The sequence below is a fragment of the Nocardia sp. NPDC004722 genome, assembly GCF_053601505.1.
The window spans coordinates 1-18,387 of record NZ_JBSGBY010000096.1; the positions used below are offsets into that span (position 1 = coordinate 1).

Consider the following 18,387-nt stretch of genomic DNA (forward strand, 5'->3'; position numbering starts at 1 on the left):
TTCGTGACGGCCGTCAAGACCGCGTGATTCGGGCCTCGAGGCCCTGTTCGAGAAAGTCGAGCAGGGCCCGGGTGCGCCGGGGCAGGGCCGGGGAGTCGGTGTAGGTGGCGTAGATGTCGGCGCTGGGCGTCGGGAAATCGGCCAGCACGTGGATCAGGCTGCCGTCGCGCAGCAGCGGGGCCACCTGCCACAGCGACCGCATGATGAGGCCGCGACCCTCGAGGCACCAGCGGGTGATGACGTCGCCGTCATTGCTGACCAGATTCCCGGCTACCCGCACCGCCGTCTCCGGCTGCTCGAAACGCCACAGCGCGTAATCGCTTTCGTTCTCCCGCAGCACGATGCAGTTGTGCCGTTCCAGCTCCGAGAGCCGTTGCGGCGCACCGTGCACCCGGAGGTATTCCGGTGCGGCGCAGACGATCCGGCGATTGCGGCACAGGCGCCGCGCGTTCAGGCGGGAATCCGGCAGCGTGCCGACGTGGATGTCGAGATCGAATCCGGTGCCCGCGATATTGAGCGGCACCGAGGACAGCTCCAGATCGATCCGCACCAGCGGATGCGCGGCCACGAATTCGGCCACCAGATCGGCGATGTGGGCGCGCCCGAGCCCGATGGTGGAGCGCACGTGCAACCGGCCGCGCAGGTCACCGTGCTGTTCGGCGATGGAGTCCTCGAGCTCCTCCCACTGGGCGGCGAGTCGGGCCGCGCCCGCGGCATAGCGCTCCCCCTCCGGGGTGAGGGTGAATCGCCTTGTGGTGCGCTGGATGAGAGGCACGCCGAGGCGCGCTTCCAACTGCGTCAGCCGCTTGCTGACCGCCGAGACCGACAGCCCGAATTCGCGGGCCGCCTCGGTGAGGCTGCGAGACCGGGCGACGACGTCGAAGAACAGAATGTCGTCGGCCCCACCGCCCCGCATCGGAACCTCCTGTCATTCTTTCCATTTCGGAAAAGGTCTCTTGCGTCGTACGTACTTTCCGCGCCGGGTCACCGAGCCTACCGTTGTGATCCAGCCGACAGCAACGATGTTCGATCGGCGGCGAGGAAGGCGGAATTATGGCGACCGTGCACCGCATTGCGGTTATTCCCGGCGACGGAATCGGGAAGGAGGTCGTGCCCGAGGGCATCCGGGTATTGGAGGGCGTCGCGGCCGCCTGCGATTTCACCCTGGAACTAGAGTATTTCGACTTCGCCAGCGCCGACTACTACACCGCGCACGGGAAAATGCTGCCGGACAACTGGTTCGATCGGCTGAAGTCCTTCGACGCGCTGTTCTTCGGTGCGGTCGGCTGGCCGGAAGTCGTGCCCGACCACATCTCACTGTGGGGCAGTCTGCTCCAGTTCCGCAGGCATTTCGACCAGTACGTGAGTCTGCGGCCGGTGCGGCTGCTGCCCGGCGTGACCGGACCGCTGGCCGGGCGCGTGCCCGGGGATATCGATTTCTATGTGGTGCGCGAGAACACCGAGGGCGAATACTCCAGCATCGGCGGGCGGATCTTCGAAGGCACCGAACGGGAAACGGTGGTCCAGGAGACCGTCATGACCCGCACGGGCGTGGACCGCATCCTGCGGTACGCGTTCGAATTGGCGCAGCGGCGGCCCCGCAAACACCTGACCTCAGCGACGAAGAGCAATGGCATCTCCATTTCCATGCCCTATTGGGACGAGCGCGTCGCGGAAATGGCCCGCGCCTATCCGGAGGTCGAGGTGGACAAATACCACATCGATATTCTGGCCGCGAATTTCGTGCTGCACCCCGACTGGTTCGATGTCGTGGTGGCCAGCAATCTCTTCGGCGATATCCTCAGCGATCTCGGCCCGGCCTGCACCGGCACCATCGGGATCGCGCCGAGCGGGAACATCAACCCGGAGCGCCGGTTTCCCAGCCTGTTCGAGCCGGTGCACGGGTCGGCTCCCGATATCGCGGGGCGCGGCATCGCCAATCCGATCGGCCAGATCTGGAGCGCGGCCATGATGCTCGAGCATCTGGGCGAGCAGGTCGCGGCGGCCGCCGTGCTGGCGGCGATCGAATCCGTGCTCGCCGTCGGCGGTGCGGCTCTCACCCCCGACATGGGCGGCAGCGGCACCACCGAATCGCTCGGCAAGGCCGTCCGGGCAGCGCTGGAAATCCGGTGAGCGGCAATGAGTTCCCTCGACAAGATCCGTAATGTCTCCCGGCGGCCGCTGCCCGAGATGGACGGCGCGCCGCTGCTGATTCCGGTGGCGTTGACCGCGGCGGTGCTGCTCGCCGGGCGGTTTCACGCGATTCCGGAGAACATGATCGGCGGGCTGGCGGTGATCGTCGGTCTGGGCATGCTGCTGGGCCCGCTCGGCAATCGGCTGCCGCTGATCTCCCGCATCGGCGGCGGCGCGCTGGTGTGCCTGCTGACGCCGTCGATCCTGGTGTACGCCAAGGTGTTCGACGGCAATACGGTGCGCGCGGTGACCGCGCTGATGAAGCAGGCCAACTTCCTGTACTTCGTGATCGCCACCCTGGTGGTGGGCAGCATTCTGGGCATGAGTCGAAAACTCATGGTGGGCGGGCTGATCCGGATCTTCCCGCCGCTGCTGGCGGGCACGGTGGCGGCGGTCGCGGCGGGGCTGGCGGTGGCGATGCTGTTCGGCAACAGCTTTCACCGGGCGCTGTTCTACATCGTGGTGCCGATCCTGGGCGGCGGCATCGGCGAGGGGGTCATCCCGCTGTCGTCGGCGTACGCCTCCGCGCTCGGCGGTGAACCCGGAAGCTATGTGGCGCAGCTGATTCCGGCGGCCATCATCGGGAATATCGCCGCGATCATCGCCGCCGGGATCCTGCGTCGACTCGGGCAACGGAAGCCGGAGCTGGACGGCGGCGGACGGTTGGTGCGCGGTCCCGAGATCGCTTTGACCCCCACCGATTCCACGCCGACCCGGGAACCGAACTACGCACTCGGCGTCTTGATGATCACCGGGCTGTTCGTCCTCGCTTCGCTACTGGAGAAGCCGGTTCACCTACCGGCCCCTGTGCTCGTCATCATTCTCGCGGTGCTGTGCAAACTCGGCGGCGTCTTCCCGGCGTCGGTGGAGGCGGACGCGCGGGCGGTGTACGCGATCATCGCCCGTTGGTTCATCTTCCCCACCATGATCGGGCTCGGCATGGTGTACCTGCCGCTGAACAATGTCATGGCGGTGCTGTCGATCGGCTACGTGATCGCTTGCACGGCAGTGGTTCTCGCCATGGCGCTCACCGGTTTCCTGGTCGGCCGCGCCATCGCCATGTATCCGGTCGACGCCGCCCTGGTCACCGTCTGTCACAGCGGCCTCGGCGGCACCGGCGACGTGGCCATCCTGTCCGCCGCCGATCGCATGAATCTGATGCCGTTCGCGCAGATCTCGACCCGCATCGGCGGCGTGACCACCGTGATCAGCGCCGCCTGGCTCATCCGTCTGTTCGGGTGAGCGCGTCGTGACCGTACTGCTCGAGCACGCTGTGGAACCGCGCGACCAGCGGGCTCGGGTCGCCCGCACGCCAGGCGACGTACTGCGTCGTCGAGGTGTCGGCCAGCGGTCTCGGGGCCACCCCGACGCGGCGTAGCGCGCGGTGCGAGTCGGGCAGTACGGCGGCACCGAATCCGGCGGCCACCAGCGCGAGCAGCGTTTGGGCGCTGCGGCCTTCGGCTCCGATGCGCGGGACCACCCCGGCCCGATGGCAGAGGGCGATGATCTCGTCATAGGAGCGGGCGGACGCGTCGCGGGGCCAGATGACCAGGGGAATCTGGCCCAGTGCGGACAGCGGTGCCGGTCCGGCCGCGTGGGCGAGGGGGTGGGCGGCGGGCAGGAACAGGGTCAGCGGTTCCTGCCACCAGGCGCGGGTCGCCAGCCGGGCGTCACGCGCGGGCAGCCGGTGAACGGCGATGTCGTAGCGGCCGTCCAGCACGCCCGCGGACATCTCCGCATCGCTGAAGCTCTCCTCCAGTCGCAGGTCCACCCGGGACAGTTCCCGGCGCAGTCTGCCGAGCACCGACCCGAGCGGGCCGTTGATGCCGGATCCGGCGAATGCCACGGTCAGCCGTCCGCTCATCCCCTGGGCGGCCAGCCGGACATCCTCGAGCGCGGCGTCGGCTTCGGCCAGGACGGCGGTCGCTCGGCGGGTCAGCGCCAGGCCCGCCGCGGTCGGCGTGAGCCCGCGTCCCTCGCGCTCGAAAAGCGCTACGCCGAGCCGTCTTTCGAGGTCCCGCAGCTGCCTGCTCAAGGTCGGCTGGGTCACGTGCAAGCGCCGCGCCGCGGCGCTGACCGAGCCTTCCTCGGCGATGGCGACCACGTAGCCGAGCAGTCGAAGATCCATCAATCCATACCTCCCAGGCATGGGAAGCATAGCTACAGATGCCTGCAAGGCTGATTCGGCCGTTCGATCCGCGACAGTTGAGAAGTCACACCGACAGCATCAACCGAGGAGAAATCATGAACCGCGAACAGCGTTACGCCCACGGCCTCGAGGTCCTGAACCGCGTCGATGGCGAAGCGGGACAAAGGGTTGTGGCGTCGCTGGCCGACGTGTCGCCCGAGCTCGGACATCAGGTGGTGGCCTGGGCGTTCGGCGATATGTACGACCGCCCCGAACTCGCGCCCCGGGACCGGCAACTGGTCACCCTCGGCGTGCTCGCCGCGCTCGGCGGCTGCGAGCTCGAGCTGGATGTGCACATCAACGCGGCCCTCAATGTCGGACTCACCGCCACCGAAATCTCGGAAGCGTTGCTGCACACCGCCGTCTACGCGGGCGTGCCGCGCTCCCTCAACGCCACCCTGGTCGCGAAGAAGGTCTTCGGAGAGCGCGGCCTGCTGCCCCTGACCAACGTGTCCTGACCCGCGTGCGGCAGGCGACGATCGCCCCTAGCCGAGCAGTCCGCCCAGCAGCCCACCGGACTGCCCGGCCTCCTGACCACCGCCGGTGCCGCCGATCATGCCGCCCGGCGGCAGTTCGGACGGCTGCACGATGACGAAGCCGTGGCCCGAGAACGCCAGTGTCAGGCCCTCACCCGTGCTGCGGCCGATCAAACGGCTGAACCCGAAGGAGTCGTTGCGCTTGATGCCGGTCTGCAGACTCGACGACCAGGCCACCGCGGCCTGCGGGTCGGCGTAGGTCGGCTGGTCCACGTTCAACACCACCGGCTGACCGTGCGTGGTGATGGCGATGCGACCGCGGCCGGTGAACACGCAGTTGAAGAAGCCCGCATTGCTCGCATACCCGGCAGCACCCTGCACGCGCTGAATGTTGTAGGACAGTGAGGAATCGAATGCGAGCACGTTCGCGCCGTTGATGGTCAGCCCGTCGGTCCCATCCAGGTCGACGGTGTGCACATCGGCGGCGGCATTGGCCAGGAACAGATCTCCGCGCCCGGACACCTGCATGAGCGGGACGCCCTCACCGGTGAGCCGCTGCTGGATGGCCCGGCCGATGCCGCCGGAACCGAGCGCCTTGAACTGCAGATCACCCTGGTAGGCGACCATGGATCCGGCGCGCGCCAGGGTCTCCCCGTTCACCGCCACTCGGATCATCTTGCTGCCCTGCTTCTGAATGCCGGCACCGCTGACCTCGGCGTGATTCGGATGGAACAGCTCGCTCTGCACGGACGGGACTCCTTGTGGGGCTGGGAAAGGCTGCGGGGCTCGGGGATTCGGCATGGTGGGCGCGATCGGCGGCGACCCCGGGTACGGCGGTGGCGGGACGGGCTGCGGCGGTGTGAAGGGCTGCGGCGCGGGAAACGGCTGGGCGGGCACCGACGGCGGCGGTGGAGCGAAAGGCTCTGGGCGCGAGAGCACCTGGGTGGGTGCGACCCGGCTCGCGGGCACCGGTGGCGGTGCCGGTTCGGGTTCGTCGTCGATGTTCACGCCGAACGCGGCGGCCAGTCCGGCGAGCCCGTCGTCGTAGCCCTGGCCGACCGCGCGCACCTTCCACCCGTCGCCGCGCCGATAGATCTCGACGCACACCACGGCCGCCTCGGTGCTGAGCCGATCCATCGGGAAAGTCAGTGTGCCCGCGTCGGATCCGATGGTCGCGACCAGCGAGCCCACCCCGGCGAAGGTCGCCGGCCCGCTGCCGTCCAGGCTCGCGGTGATGGCGACCTTGTCCACCTCGGCGGGCAGCGCGGAGGTCCGCACCTCCACCATGTCCCCGGCCCCGCGCCCGTGCCGGTAGACCACGCCCGGGGCGACGGGTTGGTTGAAGAACACGAAGTCGCCGTCGGAGCGCACCCGCCCGTTCGCGCCCAGTAGCAGCGCCGACACATCGACCGCGACCGAACAGGTCACGGTGACCGTCAGTCGATCGGCGGGTGCGGGCCGATTCTCTCCGCGCGCGAGCGCCGTCACGACTCCCCCTCGGCGCGTAGCTGTTCGCGCAGTATCCGATTCACAGGATCCAGTCTGTCGAATCTGCGCGGCCTCGGCCATCCGGGTATTCCCCGAGGTATGGCCGCCCGCGAGCCGCGCCGCCTTGACATCGGACACCGCGGCACAAATACTACAGACACTGTAGCTACAGTGAACGTAGCTTTGAGGGAGGTCGCAATGGGGCGTCGTTACTGCATCATCGGGGCGGGATACACCGGGTTGGCGCTGGCCAAGGCCCTCACCGATCTCGGCCTCGACTACGACCAGCTCGAGGCCACCGAGGCCATCGGCGGCAACTGGTCGCACGGGGTCTACGACTCGACGTACCTGATCAGCTCCAAGGACGTCACCGAATTCCCGGACCATCCGATGCCCGACGACTACCCGGACTTCCCGAGCGCCGCGCAGATGCGGGACTACCTGCGATCCTTCGCCACGGAGTTCGGGCTCGACCGCCGCATCGAATTCGGGACCCTGGTCACCGATGTCGCGCCGCTGGACGCGACCGGTGCGGCCGGGTGGCGGGTCGAGACGGCCGGTGGCGAGGTTCGTGAGTACGCCGGGGTGATGGTCGCCAACGGCCACTACTGGGACATCAATGTCCCTTCGTACCCGGGCGAATTCACCGGCAAGCAGCTCCACTCCAAGGACTACAAGCGGCCCGCCGACCTGGACGGCTCGCGGGTGCTGGTGGTCGGGGCCGGGAATTCCGGCTGCGATCTGGCGGTGGAGGCCGCGGTGACCTTCGGCAATTCGGAGATCTCGCTGCGGCGCAGCTACTGGTTCATCCCCAAGTACGTCTTCGGCATCCCGAGCGGCAGGTTCGACGTCGGGTCGGTGCCGATCCCGAAACCCGCGCAGGAGGCCGTATTCCGGTCCATCGTCGCGCTGGGCATGGGCAGCTTCGGCAGTTTCGGCTTGCAGAAGCCGCGGCATCGCATCTTCGACCAGGATCTGGTGGTCAACCAGCAACTGCCGTACTTCCTCAAGCACGGCCGCATCGCGGTGCGGCCGGAAATCGCCCGATTCGACGGGCGCACCGTGCATTTCGTCGACGGCACCAGCGGGGAGTACGACACCATCGTCTGGGCGACGGGTTTCAAGACGACCTTCCCGTTCCTGCGCGACGGGCTGCTCGACTGGGAGCACGGCCAGCCGCGACTGGTCGCGCACACCTTCGCGCCGGGCCTGGCGAATCTGTACTTCGCGGGCCTGGTCGCGCCGCGCTCGGGAGCGGGCATGCTGCTGATGAACTCGTCGCGTCTGATCGCCGAAGCCGCGCTGCTACAGCAGGATCTCGATACCCCGCTCGGCGATCTCTACGCGTACGTGTCCAAGCCTTCCGCCGAAATCCTCGCGGGCGGACCGGAATTGCGCTGGGAGGCGCTGCGCGGCCGCTGGCTGGTGCGCGGTGCGACCCGGTTCGCGGCGATCCGCGCGCTGCTGTCCGGCGGTTCGGAACGCACCGGCCGTGCGCCGGAGACCGCTGATTCGCCGGAGGACGCCTCCGGCGGCCTGCCCATGGGCGTGCTGCGCCCGCTGCTCGCCGCCGCCCGGCGGATCGCCTGACCACATCAATCTTCCGCCGCGACACCAGGAGCCATTCATGTCACCGAAGACATCCCGCATCGTCGCCGTGGGCAGTCCACTCACCCTGCCCTGCGGCGTCACCCTGCCCAACCGGCTGGCCAAGGCCGCCATGAGCGAGCAGCTCGGCGAGATCAACGGCGCGCCGAGCCAGACCCTGACCCGCCTCTACAGCGTCTGGGGCCGGGGCGGAGCGGGCTTGCTCGTCACCGGCAATGTCATGATCGACCGCCGCGCCTATGTCGAACCGCGCAATGTCACCCTGGAGAACGATCGGCAGCTCGAGGCCGTAAGCAATTGGGCGCGTGCGGGTTCCCGTGCGGGCGCGGTGATGGTCATGCAGATCAATCACCCCGGCCGGGTGGCGGTCGGCCCGCTGCATCGCCGTCCGGTCGGCCCGTCGGCACTGCGTCCTCAGGTGATCGGCTACAACCTGCGCAGGCCGCGGGCACTGTCGCTGGAGGACATCGCCGATCTGCGCCGTCGTTTCGCGCGCACGGCGGAACTGGCTGTGGCGGCGGGTTTTTCCGGCGTGCAGGTGCATGCCGCACACGGGTATCTGCTGTCGCAGTTCCTGTCGCCGCTCGCCAACCAGCGCACCGATGAGTACGGCGGCACTGCCGAGAACCGTCGCCGATTGCTGCTCGAGGTGGTCGCCGATGTCCGCAAGGCCATCGGCCCCGCGGCGATTCTCTCGGTGAAGCTGAACTCCGCCGACTTCCAGCGCAGGGGGCTGGAGGAGGGCGAGTCGCTCGAGGTGGCGCTCGCGCTGGAACAGGCCGGGATCGACCTGCTGGAGATCTCCGGCGGCAACTACGAGGCTCCGGCCATGACCGGTGTGGTGCAGGACAGCACCCGCGAGCGCGAGGCGTATTTCCTTCGCTACGCGCAAGACCTGCGCGCTCGCTCGGCGATGCCGCTCATGCTCACCGGCGGCATCCGCAGCCTGGACTTCATGAACGAGGTGCTGGCCCGGGGCGCGGTCGACGTGATCGGGCTGGGCCGCCCCTTCGCGATCCGCCCGAATATCGCGGCGGACCTGCTGGCAGGGAACGCCGAACCGCTGATCCTGCCCACCGCGCCGCGCGTCCCGCTGCCTATCGCACCGGTCAACTCCTACCTCCAACTCGCCTGGCACGCCGCGAATTTCCGCCATATCGCGGCGGGCGCGAAGCAGGTCAGCGGTCCCGGCGCGGTCCGCACCCTGGCCGCCGCCGGGACGATGGTGACCGCCCGCGCGCTGACGCAGTTCTGAGTCCGGCGATCGCCATGAGCCCCAACACCTCTCGCACGCGCACCAATGGGCCCGGCATGCAATCCGAGGCCCGCGGTGCCGGAGACCGAACGACCAGGAGCATCCGATGAGCCTGCCCACTCCAACCCCGACCTCCCGCGCCGTCGTCACGGGCGCGTCCTCCGGCATCGGTGCCGCGCTGGCCGAAGAGCTTGCCCGCCTAGGTCACTCGCTGATCCTGGTGGCTCGGCGCGAGGACCGGCTGCGCGAACTCGCCGCGCTGCTCGGTGCCCGTCACGGGGTCGAGGCCGAGGTCCGTGGCGTCGACCTGTCCGACGGCGGCGAGCGTGCGAAGCTGTGCGACGAGCTGTCCGTCCGGGATATCGCCGTACTGTGCAACAACGCCGGGTTCGCCACCTACGGGGAGCTGGCGCGCGCGAATCCCGCTCGCGAGCGTCAGCAGGTGGTGCTGAATTCCGTTGCGGTGCACGACCTCACGCTTGCGGTGCTGCCCGGCATGCTGGAGCGTGGCACGGGCGCGATCCTGATCACCGGGTCCACCGCGGGCAATCAGCCCGGTCCCGGCAATGCCACCTACGCCGCCACCAAGGCGTTCGCCAACACCCTCGCCGAATCGCTGCATGCCGAGCTCACCGGGACCGGCGTGAGCTGCACGCTGCTCGCGCCCGGTCCGGTGCGCACCGAGTACGCCGAAGTCGCCGAGGTCCCGAATCTGGACCGGCTGATTCCGGGTCCGCTGTGGGTGAGCGCGCAACAGGCGGCGCGCGAGGCGATCTCGGGCCTGGCCGCCGGTCGACGCCGCGTGGTGCCGGGGGCCTTCGCCAAGGTCCAGACGGTCGGCGGCCAATACACCCCGCGTGCGCTGATCGGCCCGATCCTGCGCACCGTCTACCGAAAGGTGAAGTGACCATGGGTTGGGAACCCGCCGTGCGGACGGTCGGCCGTTCGCTGGGCAATGACCTGCGCCGGGTGCTGGCGATCGGCGATCCGCGCCGCAGCCTGTATCGCGACGCCCATTACTTCAGTGCCACGGTCGAAATCGACCCGGAGGCCATGCGACGCTGGCTGCCCGCGGGCGTCCAACCGGCCGAACCGGCGCGCGCGGATCTGTTCACCGCCTGCTTCCCGGACAACAACTTCGAGTCGCCGGGGTATCACGAGGCCGGGCTGTTCGTGCACATCAAGACCGTGCAGGGCACCGGAATCCATTGCCCCTGGATGATTCTCGACGACGACGTGGCCCTGATCATCGGCCGCGAGTTGCTCGGCTACCCGAAGAAGCTCGGCGAGATCGACTGGTCGGTCACCGATACCGAGATCCACGCCACCGCCACCCGCCGCGGCCACAAACTGCTCGGCATGGGCGGGCGGCTCGGCGAGGTCATCACCGATCCCCCGCCGATCCTGGCCCGCCCGCACCGCAATGTCGTCGGTCTCGCGGGACTGTTCCCGTCCTGGCTGGTCGGCTTCACCCCGCGCGAGCGCGTGCTCGAGGTCCGCCGCATCGAGGACTTCTATCTCGACGTGCAAGGCTCCGAACGTGATCCGCTCGACCAGATGGGCATCGGCCGCGTTCTCGAGGCGCGTCTGCACCGCGTCGACCTGCCCGGCGTCTGGGTTCCCCCGATTCCGCTGCGCCCGCTCACCCCACTGTTCAGCATGACTCGTATGCGGCCCCGAATCCTGTGACCGCCCCGACCATCGCATCCAGGAGGCTCGCATGAGCATCGCCGAACGCCTCGCCACCGAACCGCTGGCCATCCCGCGCCCGGCCACCACCGCGCCGTTCGCCCGCATCGACACCTTCGACAAGGCATTGTCCGCGCCCGGCGGTTTCGGTGCGCGACTGCGCGCGGTGCGCACGGCCGCACTGGATTTCAAGCGGGAGTTCGCCGCGACCGGTAGTCCGGACTCGGTGCGCACGCACGATCTGATCTCATTGCCGTACCCGACGCGGTACGGATTGTTCCGGGCCGCGATCAGCCCGACACCGTTCGTCACCATCAGCAATCGCATGCTGATCGTGCGCTGGACCGAGTCGGACGGCACGCGGCGGACCCTGCTGTTCGAGCCGAGCGATCATGAACTCGACTCCTACACACCGTATTTCGCCGAGCTCGGCAAGATGACCCCGGGACCGCTGCGAGGACTGTTCGTGACCGCGCACTCCGATGTGCTCACCGCCTGCCGCCAGGCCGGAGTCGATCCGGCCGAGGTCGACTACCTCGCCTTCGACCATCTGCACACCCAGGACGTGCGGCGCTGGCTGGGCACCACCCGCCCGCAGCCCGACATCAGTCCGGATCGGCCGGTGGCGGCGGCCTTCCCGAACGCCAAACTGCTCGCCCAGCGCGATGAGCTGGAGGCGATGGCGGATCTGCACCCGTTCCAGCGGCCCTGGTATCAGCCGACCACCTTCGTGGACCTGCCGCCGGAGAAGATTCTGCCCTTGGACGGCAGCGTCCTACTCGGCCCGGGTGTCGCGCTGATCTCCACGCCCGGACACGCCATGGGCAATCACTCGCTGGTCCTCAATACCGATACCGGAATCTGGGCGATCAGCGAAAACGCCATCGCCACCGAATGTCTCACGCCCGAGCGTTCGCGCATTCCGGGGCTCGCGCACGCGGCGAAGTCCTGGGGGCACGAGGTGATCCTGAACGCCAATACGATCGAGACCACCTACGAGCAGTACAACTCGCTCGTCATCGAGAAGACAATCGTGGATGTGTCCCAACAGGATTCCAGGTTCCTGCAGTTCTTCCCGTCCAGCGAGCTGACCGGCGCGCTGCTCAATCCGGGCACCTCGCCCACCTTCACCCATCGCGCCATCCGGCACGGCTGACCTCCAGGCGGTATCGATGACCACCGCGTCCTGCCCGGGCTTCTTCGCCGGGCTGTTGAATCCGGCCAATCGCGCCGATCCGTATCCGCTCTACGACCGCATGCGCGAGCACGGGCCGGTGCGGCTCGGCGGCGGGCCGGTGGTCGTGCTGACCTCCTACCGGGATTGCGCGACCGTGCTGCGGCATCCGGGGGCGGTGGTGGAGCGGCGGCACGCGGCCTTGCCGTTAGGGCCGACACCGACCCATGATCTGGCCGGGGAGCAGGCAGCGGAACTGGCGGGGACGCATTCGTTCCTGTTCCGGGACGCGCCCGACCACACGCGGTTGCGGCGGCTGGTCGCCAAGGCGTTCACCCCGGCGGTGGTGCGGGCGATGGCGCCGCGGATCACCGCCATCGCGGACGCCGCCCTCGATCGCGCCGCCGAACGCGGGCGGCTGGATGTGGTGGCGGATCTGGCGTATCCGCTGCCGATCACGGTGATCTGCGAATTGCTGGGGGTGCCGGTCGCGGACGAGCCGCGGTTGCGGGAATGGTCGAGCATGCTGGCCCGCACCCTCGACCCGGTGTCGGGGACGGCGACCTCGGGCCGCCCCGATCCGGTCGAACTGGTGCGCGCCAACAACGAAGTGCACGAGTACTTCGAACAATTGGCTCGCGAACGGCGTCGGCGGCCCGGCGGCGACCTGCTGTCCGCGCTGATCGCGGCGGAGGAATCGGGTGATGCGCTCAGCCACGACGAGCTCATCGCCACCTGCGGGCTGCTGCTCATCGCCGGGCACGAGACCACCGTCAACCTCATCGCCAATGCCACTCTCGCGCTGCTGGGCCATCGCCATCACCTGGCCATCCTGCGCACGGCCGGGTCCTTCGCCGGGCCGGTGATCGAGGAGACGCTGCGCTACGACCCGCCGGTGCAGCTGGTCCCCCGCATCGCCCGCGACTCGATCTCGCTGCCGGGCATCGAGATCCAGTCCGGGGACATGATCGTCATGCTGCTGGCGGCCGCCAACCGGGATCCGGAGATGTTCGCCGAGCCGGGCCGCTTCGACCCGGCGCGGGAGAACCGGCACCTGGCCTTCGGGCTCGGTCAGCATTTCTGCCTGGGCGCTCCGCTGGCCCGGCTCGAGGCCGATATCGCCCTCACCCGGTTCGCCCGGCGGGTGGTCGATCCCCGGCTCGACGGCGAGCCGCCGTACCGCGAGCATGTGACACTGCGCGGGCCATCGGCGGTTACCTTGTCCTACAAGGAGATACTGCCTACTATCGCCGGTTCATGAGGGCGGTCAGAGTTGCGGTGTCGGTGGTGCGTGAGCCGCCCGCGAAAGCCAGTGCGGCCAGGGAGCGTTCGGCCGCCTCGGGATGCCCCGCGCCGCAGGCATCGGTCACCACGATGGGTAGGTAGCCGAGGTCGGTGGCGTGGCGGACCGTCGGTTCGATGCCGACCTCCATGGCGATCCCGGCCACGGCGACCGCGCCTATCCCCAAGTCCCGCAGGGCGATATCGAGCGGCGTGCCGGCGAAGGCCGACATGGTGAGCTTGTCGAAAACCACCTCGTCGGGACCCGGTGACAGTTCCGGGACCAGCTGGTACTGCGGCGATCCCTGCGGGAAGGCGGCGCGCACCTCGGCGGGGTCGTCCACATGCTGCCACTCCATCGCCGTCCGCAGCTGCGATGCGCCCGCCGCGGCCGGAGGCATCGACAGGTGACGCGTGTAGAACACCCGAAACCCGTTCGCACGCGCCGCATCCCGCAGCTCGAGACAGGCTTTCACGATGCGCTCACCCTCCGCGAGCTGTCCGACGATGCCGACCTGCATGTCATAGATCAACACCGCCATCCGCTCGGGATGGCAAGCGTCCTCGACGGTTTGGGGGATGGTCAGTCCGTAAGCGTGTCGCATGCCGCCCTCACGCCGTGCGGTCGTAGGGTTCCGCGACATCCACCGACGCGTCCATCAACGCCTCCAGCGGCAGCGGCGCCATCACCGGAATACACGTCCACTCCAGGAATCCCTTCTTGCTCAGCGGAAAGTCGTCGATATACCGCCGAGCCTCCTCGACGCCGTCCACCTCGAACACGATGACCACCCCCGGCTCATCCGCCCGCGCATAGTTCTCCCGCACAATCCCCGCCTTCCACAGCCGCCACACATTGGCGACCTCCTCCGGCAGGAACGGCGTAATCGTCTCGAGCGTGACTCCAGGCTTGAATCGATCGAATGCAATGACCTTCATGAGAACCCATGTAATCCCGCTGATTACACCGTTACAAGTGCTTACTTTTCAGTGCGTAGCGCCGACCGATCCGCCGAAATACCACCCACGCTGCGGGCTTCCGCCAGCGTTCACTGGCAGGATGCGGCTATGAACCGTGCCCGGATTGCCGTCGTCGCCTGCAGCTTGGCCGCCACCGCCACCCTCACCGCGTGCTCCTCCCACGCCCCCGACCAAGCCGCCCCCACGTCCCGCCCGCCAGGCACCACAAAGTCCTCGACCATGGCCGGCTTCCCCGACCCCCCGCCCTACACAGTCGACATCCAAGGCAAGGAAATCCACGTAACCACCACCAGCGCCGACCCCACCGACCTACTCAACACCTACAACCAGCTATCCCGAACCCTCCAACCCTCCCTCCCCGAGGGCGCCTACACCATCCAAATCACCTGCGCCACCAGCGGCACCGACAACCCCCTAGCCACCGGCACCCTAGCCTTCGGCAAACAAGGCCTAGCCCAAAACGGCGGCCAAGGCAAATTCGAAGGCGTCACCCCCAACGCCCACTGCCCCTGACCGACCGCACCCCTCGTAATGAGGACGGTGACAACGGCTGAATCTTCGCGTGTCGCTTCGAGCCCGTGGGCCGGCCGCGCCCATCGACGGCGGGCCCGGACGCAGGGCAGTATGAATATCGTGTTGGAGATCAGCCCACTGGACGGATCCGACCGTGGCCGCTGGGAGGCACTGGCCCGCGGCAAGGACGCGTATTTCGAGGTCGAACGCGCTGACGACGATTACGAACGAACGTGGCACCGGCTGCTTCACGACGAGCAGATACACGGAATCGCAGCACGATTGGACGGCACGATTGTCGGCATCGCGCACTACGTGTTCCATGCCAGTGTCTGGTACGCCAAGAAGTGTTATCTGGCGGACTTGTTCGTCGACGCCGAGGTCCGCAGGCGCGGTGTGGCGACGGCCTTGATCGAGTGGGTGGCGCAGGACGCCTTGACACACGACTTCCCGGGCCTCTACTGGAACACCCTCGAAGACGCCTCAGCTCGCGCCCTCTACGACAAGGTGGGCACGTGGCACGAGGGGCTCATCCACTACGCCTACCGGCGCGCCGCAGACCAAAACTCCTGAACCCGAGTCGAAATGAGGGACTCGCCATACGCGCACCATCGACGCGGACGGTGAGGACCGAACTCATCGGGAGTGTATCGCCTGCGGGTCCTAGCCAGAATGGCCGGCGGCGGCACCGGTGGTGGTACCGCCGCATGACGAGGGGATCGGTGGGTTTTGCTGGGTCAGACTGCGGTGGAGTGTCCGACGGTGACGTTGCCGGAGGCGGTGTGGGCGTGCACCTTCACGATGTTGTGCTTGGGCTGCGCCGGGTCGATCGGGCCGAGTTGGCTGGTCATCGCGCCGCCGAGGGTGTTGGATTCGATGCTTGCTTCGCTGCCCGGGTGGATCCCGACCTGGATGTTGCCGACGGATGTCTTCAGGCGCAGGACTCCGTGGACCGCGTCGCCGATGGTGATGTCGCCCGTGGCGATCGTTGCGGTCACCGGCGCGACCGCTCGGTCGATCACGATCTCGCCCGCGGCCACGTCCACGTTGGATTCGCCGAATTCCCCAGCCGTGTGGAACTTTCCGTGTGCGAGGTTGGCGTTGAGGCGGGATCCGGCGGGCACCTCGATGGTGACGTCCACCGAGCCTTTACCGGAGGACGGTCCGATCACCTTCCATCCCTTCGGCATCTTCACGCCGAGACCATTCGCGCCGAATTCCACCTTCAACTGCTCCGCGGCCTTCACATCCTCTTTCTTGCCCGCATCGGCCGGACGGATTTCGACGATGGTGTCACTCCGGTCGGAGGCGATGACGCTGACTGCGCCCGCGCCGATCTCGAGAGTGATGTCGATCGGGGCCGGGGTCTGGAAAACGGTCATGGCTCTGTACTCCTCATTCGCTGCTGCGTTGTTGATGTGAGTACTGTCGCCGCCGCGCCTGACACCGCCCTGATACCGGACTGACACGTGCGCTGACACCGATTCGCGCCGGTGACGGACTATTTCACGCTGCCCGCGGTGAGGCCGGCGACGAGACGTTTCTCGATGAGGGCGAAGAGGATTACGACGGGGACGATGCCGACGGTGGAGATGGCGAAGACGTATTGCCAGGCGGTGTCGTATTGGCCGATGAACTTGGTCAACGCCACCGAGAGGGGCTGGTTTTCCGGGGTGGTGAGGATGACGAGGCTGGCGGCGAATTCGTTCCAGCAGGAGACGAAGGCGAAAACCGTTGCGGTGACTATGCCGGGCCAGACCAGGGGGAGGCTGACGCGGGTGAGGATTTGCCAGCGGTTGAGGCCGTCCAGTTGGGCGGCCTCCTCGACTTCTATCGGGATCGAGGCGAAGAAGCTGTGCAGGATCCAGACGGCGAAGGAGAGGTTGAAGGCGCCGTTGACGAGGATCATGGCTAGCCAGGTGTCATTGATGCCCAGGGTGAAGAATTCGCGCAACAGGCCGGTGACGAGCACCGTCGGTTGCAGCATTTGGGTCACCAGGACCAGGCCGAGAAACAGCGCCTTGCCGGGGAAGCGGCGCCGCGCGGTGTAGTAGGCGGCGGGGATGGCGGCGATCAGCACCAGTAGCGTGCCGAAGACCGAGATCACCACGGTGCTCACCAGATTGAACGGCAGCGGCGCCTCGGGGGTGTGCCACATGGTGGAGTAGTTGTCGGGCTGCCAGTGCTCGGGCAGATAGGTCGGCGGGATGCGCAGGATCTCGGAGCGGGGTTTGAGCGAACCCAGCACCATCACCAGATACGGCAGCAGGAAGATCGCGGCCAGCACCGCGCCCACGGCCGTCAGGCCCCAGCGTCGCCGCGTGGTCATCGCGCCTCCTCCCCGGCGGGCCGGATCAGCTTCACATAGATCGCGATGATCACCAGGATCAGCGCGAAGTTCAGCACGCTCATCGCGGCCGCCGTCGCGACCTGCTGATTCTGCCGAATCAGCTTGAAGGTCAAGGTGGTTGTGGTGTCGGCGGAGAATCCCGCGATCTTGCCGGTCAGCACTTGCAGGATGGGCAGCGAGTTGAACGAGTTGATGATGTTGATGACGGTGGCCACCGCCATGGCCGGACGCAGTTGCGGCAGCGTCAGATACAGGTAGCGCTGCCACGAACCGGCACCGTCCACCTTCCCCGCCTCGTCGATATCGGACGGGATCGATTGCAGCCCGGCCAGAATCGTGTACGTCGTGAATGGCACGGACACAAACACCGCTACCCCGATGGCGACCAGGAACGCCGGGCCCGGCTGCTTGGTGAACCCGAATCCCCGATCCAGCACCCCGATGTCGACGAGGAACCGGTTGGCGATCCCCACATCCGGATCCAGCATGTACTCGAAGATGGTCGTGGTCATGACCACCGAGGCCGCCCACGGCACCAGAATCGCCAGCCGCACCGCCGTGCGCCCGGGAAAGTCCTTGTTCAGGAATTGCGCCAGCCCGGCCGAGAGCACCAGCGTGATGACCACCACCGCCACCACCCACACCACCGTGTGCAGCAGGATCGACGGCAACTCGTCGATGGCGAAAAGCCTTCGGAAGTTGGCGAATCCGGCCGGTCCGCGATCCTGCCCGTAGGCACTCAGATCCCGGGTCGAGGTCCAGAACATGTAGGCGGCCGGGAACGCCACCACGGCCGCGATGAGGATGAGCACCGGGCCGATCCACGGCAACGCGCGACGCGTGGCCGTGGACCGAGGGGAGGCGACGCCCCTCAACTCGCCGCCTGCTGAATCTTCTGCAGCACGGAGGCGGGATCGCTGCCCTGCGCGATGATGCCCATCTGCTGCCGGATCGCGCCCTGCGCGGCGCCCCACTTCGGGTTGTTGCTCGGGTAGAACTTCGCCACCGGCAGCGTCGACGCGAACGCCTTGGTGACCGGATCGTCGGCGAGCGCGGCCGCGCCGCTGTTGGTGACCGCGATGAAGTGCTCGCTGCTCACGAACTTGGAATACACGGCGGCGGAATAGAAGTAGCTGAGGAACTTCTTGATCGCCGGGGCCTTGTATCCGTCCTTCTAGAACGCCATCAGGA

20 protein-coding genes are annotated in these 18,387 nt (G+C 67.7%); 11 read left to right on the top strand and 9 right to left on the bottom strand.

The window, feature by feature from the left end; translation table 11 throughout:
- Positions 1–13 precede the first annotated feature (13 nt).
- Entirely contained in the window at positions 14–916 is a 903-nt protein-coding gene (locus tag ACWELQ_RS12590) for a LysR family transcriptional regulator (protein ID WP_452397149.1), read from the bottom strand.
- Positions 917–1,053: 137 nt separating this feature from the next.
- Here ACWELQ_RS12590 and ACWELQ_RS12595 point away from each other — a divergent pair, with 137 nt between their 5' ends.
- Together ACWELQ_RS12595 and ACWELQ_RS12600 are read left to right on the top strand one after the other, a co-directional pair.
- Positions 1,054–2,133 (top strand): tartrate dehydrogenase, encoded by a 1,080-nt coding sequence (locus ACWELQ_RS12595; RefSeq protein ID WP_452397150.1) that lies wholly within the window; start codon positions 1,054–1,056, stop codon positions 2,131–2,133.
- A 6-nt stretch (positions 2,134–2,139) separates the two neighbouring features.
- Positions 2,140–3,435, top strand: coding sequence for a 2-hydroxycarboxylate transporter family protein (locus ACWELQ_RS12600; protein ID WP_452397151.1), 1,296 nt, complete (start codon positions 2,140–2,142; stop codon positions 3,433–3,435).
- On the opposite strand, the gene ACWELQ_RS12605 is transcribed toward ACWELQ_RS12600, so the two are convergent.
- A complete protein-coding gene (locus tag ACWELQ_RS12605) occupies positions 3,416–4,321 on the bottom strand; it encodes a LysR family transcriptional regulator (protein ID WP_452397152.1) in 906 nt (301 codons plus the stop codon). The genes ACWELQ_RS12600 and ACWELQ_RS12605 overlap by 20 nt on opposite strands.
- 116 nt (positions 4,322–4,437) lie before the next feature.
- Here ACWELQ_RS12605 and ACWELQ_RS12610 point away from each other — a divergent pair, with 116 nt between their 5' ends.
- Positions 4,438–4,839, top strand: coding sequence for a carboxymuconolactone decarboxylase family protein (locus ACWELQ_RS12610; RefSeq protein ID WP_452397153.1), 402 nt, complete (start codon positions 4,438–4,440; stop codon positions 4,837–4,839).
- Positions 4,840–4,866: 27 nt separating this feature from the next.
- Here the strand turns inward: ACWELQ_RS12610 and ACWELQ_RS12615 are convergent, their stop codons facing one another.
- Positions 4,867–6,345, bottom strand: a complete 1,479-nt coding sequence (locus ACWELQ_RS12615) for an AIM24 family protein (RefSeq protein WP_452397154.1) — start codon at positions 6,343–6,345, stop codon at positions 4,867–4,869.
- Positions 6,346–6,543: 198 nt separating this feature from the next.
- Here ACWELQ_RS12615 and ACWELQ_RS12620 point away from each other — a divergent pair, with 198 nt between their 5' ends.
- From ACWELQ_RS12620 to ACWELQ_RS12645, 6 genes are all read left to right on the top strand, one after another.
- The gene (locus tag ACWELQ_RS12620; protein ID WP_452397155.1) at positions 6,544–7,935 is read left to right on the top strand and encodes a flavin-containing monooxygenase; all 1,392 of its coding nucleotides are present in this window, start codon (positions 6,544–6,546) and stop codon (positions 7,933–7,935) included.
- 37 nt (positions 7,936–7,972) lie between these two features.
- Positions 7,973–9,208 (top strand): NADH:flavin oxidoreductase/NADH oxidase family protein, encoded by a 1,236-nt coding sequence (locus ACWELQ_RS12625; RefSeq protein WP_452397156.1) that lies wholly within the window; start codon positions 7,973–7,975, stop codon positions 9,206–9,208.
- Between the two features lie 106 nt (positions 9,209–9,314).
- Complete coding sequence (locus ACWELQ_RS12630) at positions 9,315–10,115, top strand: SDR family NAD(P)-dependent oxidoreductase (protein WP_452397157.1); 801 nt, start codon at positions 9,315–9,317, stop codon at positions 10,113–10,115.
- A 2-nt stretch (positions 10,116–10,117) separates the two neighbouring features.
- A complete protein-coding gene (locus ACWELQ_RS12635; RefSeq protein WP_452397158.1) occupies positions 10,118–10,897 on the top strand; it encodes an acetoacetate decarboxylase family protein in 780 nt (259 codons plus the stop codon).
- Between the two features lie 31 nt (positions 10,898–10,928).
- On the top strand, positions 10,929–12,053 hold the full coding sequence (locus ACWELQ_RS12640) for a hypothetical protein (protein WP_452397159.1): 1,125 nt from the start codon (positions 10,929–10,931) through the stop codon (positions 12,051–12,053).
- Positions 12,054–12,069: 16 nt separating this feature from the next.
- A complete protein-coding gene (locus ACWELQ_RS12645; RefSeq protein WP_452397160.1) occupies positions 12,070–13,332 on the top strand; it encodes a cytochrome P450 in 1,263 nt (420 codons plus the stop codon).
- Here the strand turns inward: ACWELQ_RS12645 and ACWELQ_RS12650 are convergent.
- Complete coding sequence (locus ACWELQ_RS12650) at positions 13,316–13,957, bottom strand: cysteine hydrolase family protein (RefSeq protein ID WP_452397161.1); 642 nt, start codon at positions 13,955–13,957, stop codon at positions 13,316–13,318. The two genes, ACWELQ_RS12645 and ACWELQ_RS12650, sit on opposite strands and share 17 nt — an antisense overlap.
- Positions 13,958–13,964: 7 nt before the next feature.
- The gene (locus ACWELQ_RS12655; RefSeq protein ID WP_452397162.1) at positions 13,965–14,291 is read right to left on the bottom strand and encodes a hypothetical protein; all 327 of its coding nucleotides are present in this window, start codon (positions 14,289–14,291) and stop codon (positions 13,965–13,967) included.
- A gap of 129 nt (positions 14,292–14,420) precedes the next feature.
- Between ACWELQ_RS12655 and ACWELQ_RS12660 the strand changes: the two genes are divergently transcribed.
- Together ACWELQ_RS12660 and ACWELQ_RS12665 are read left to right on the top strand one after the other, a co-directional pair.
- Positions 14,421–14,846 (top strand): hypothetical protein, encoded by a 426-nt coding sequence (locus ACWELQ_RS12660; protein WP_452397163.1) that lies wholly within the window; start codon positions 14,421–14,423, stop codon positions 14,844–14,846.
- Positions 14,847–14,957: 111 nt separating this feature from the next.
- Positions 14,958–15,419, top strand: a complete 462-nt coding sequence (locus tag ACWELQ_RS12665; protein ID WP_452397164.1) for an N-acetyltransferase family protein — start codon at positions 14,958–14,960, stop codon at positions 15,417–15,419.
- A 164-nt stretch (positions 15,420–15,583) separates the two neighbouring features.
- On the opposite strand, the gene ACWELQ_RS12670 is transcribed toward ACWELQ_RS12665, so the two are convergent.
- The 4 genes from ACWELQ_RS12670 to ACWELQ_RS12685 all read right to left on the bottom strand — a co-directional run bounded on the left by ACWELQ_RS12670 (position 15,584) and on the right by ACWELQ_RS12685 (position 18,295).
- Complete coding sequence (locus ACWELQ_RS12670; RefSeq protein WP_452397165.1) at positions 15,584–16,228, bottom strand: hypothetical protein; 645 nt, start codon at positions 16,226–16,228, stop codon at positions 15,584–15,586.
- 119 nt (positions 16,229–16,347) lie between these two features.
- The gene (locus ACWELQ_RS12675) at positions 16,348–17,175 is read right to left on the bottom strand and encodes a carbohydrate ABC transporter permease (RefSeq protein WP_452397166.1); all 828 of its coding nucleotides are present in this window, start codon (positions 17,173–17,175) and stop codon (positions 16,348–16,350) included.
- Complete coding sequence (locus tag ACWELQ_RS12680) at positions 17,172–18,008, bottom strand: carbohydrate ABC transporter permease (RefSeq protein ID WP_452397167.1); 837 nt, start codon at positions 18,006–18,008, stop codon at positions 17,172–17,174. The genes ACWELQ_RS12675 and ACWELQ_RS12680 overlap by 4 nt, the downstream gene beginning before the upstream one ends.
- A 59-nt stretch (positions 18,009–18,067) precedes the next feature.
- Positions 18,068–18,295: a hypothetical protein gene (locus ACWELQ_RS12685; RefSeq protein ID WP_452397168.1), complete on the bottom strand. Its 228-nt coding sequence runs from the start codon at positions 18,293–18,295 to the stop codon at positions 18,068–18,070.
- Positions 18,296–18,387: the final 92 nt, after the last annotated feature.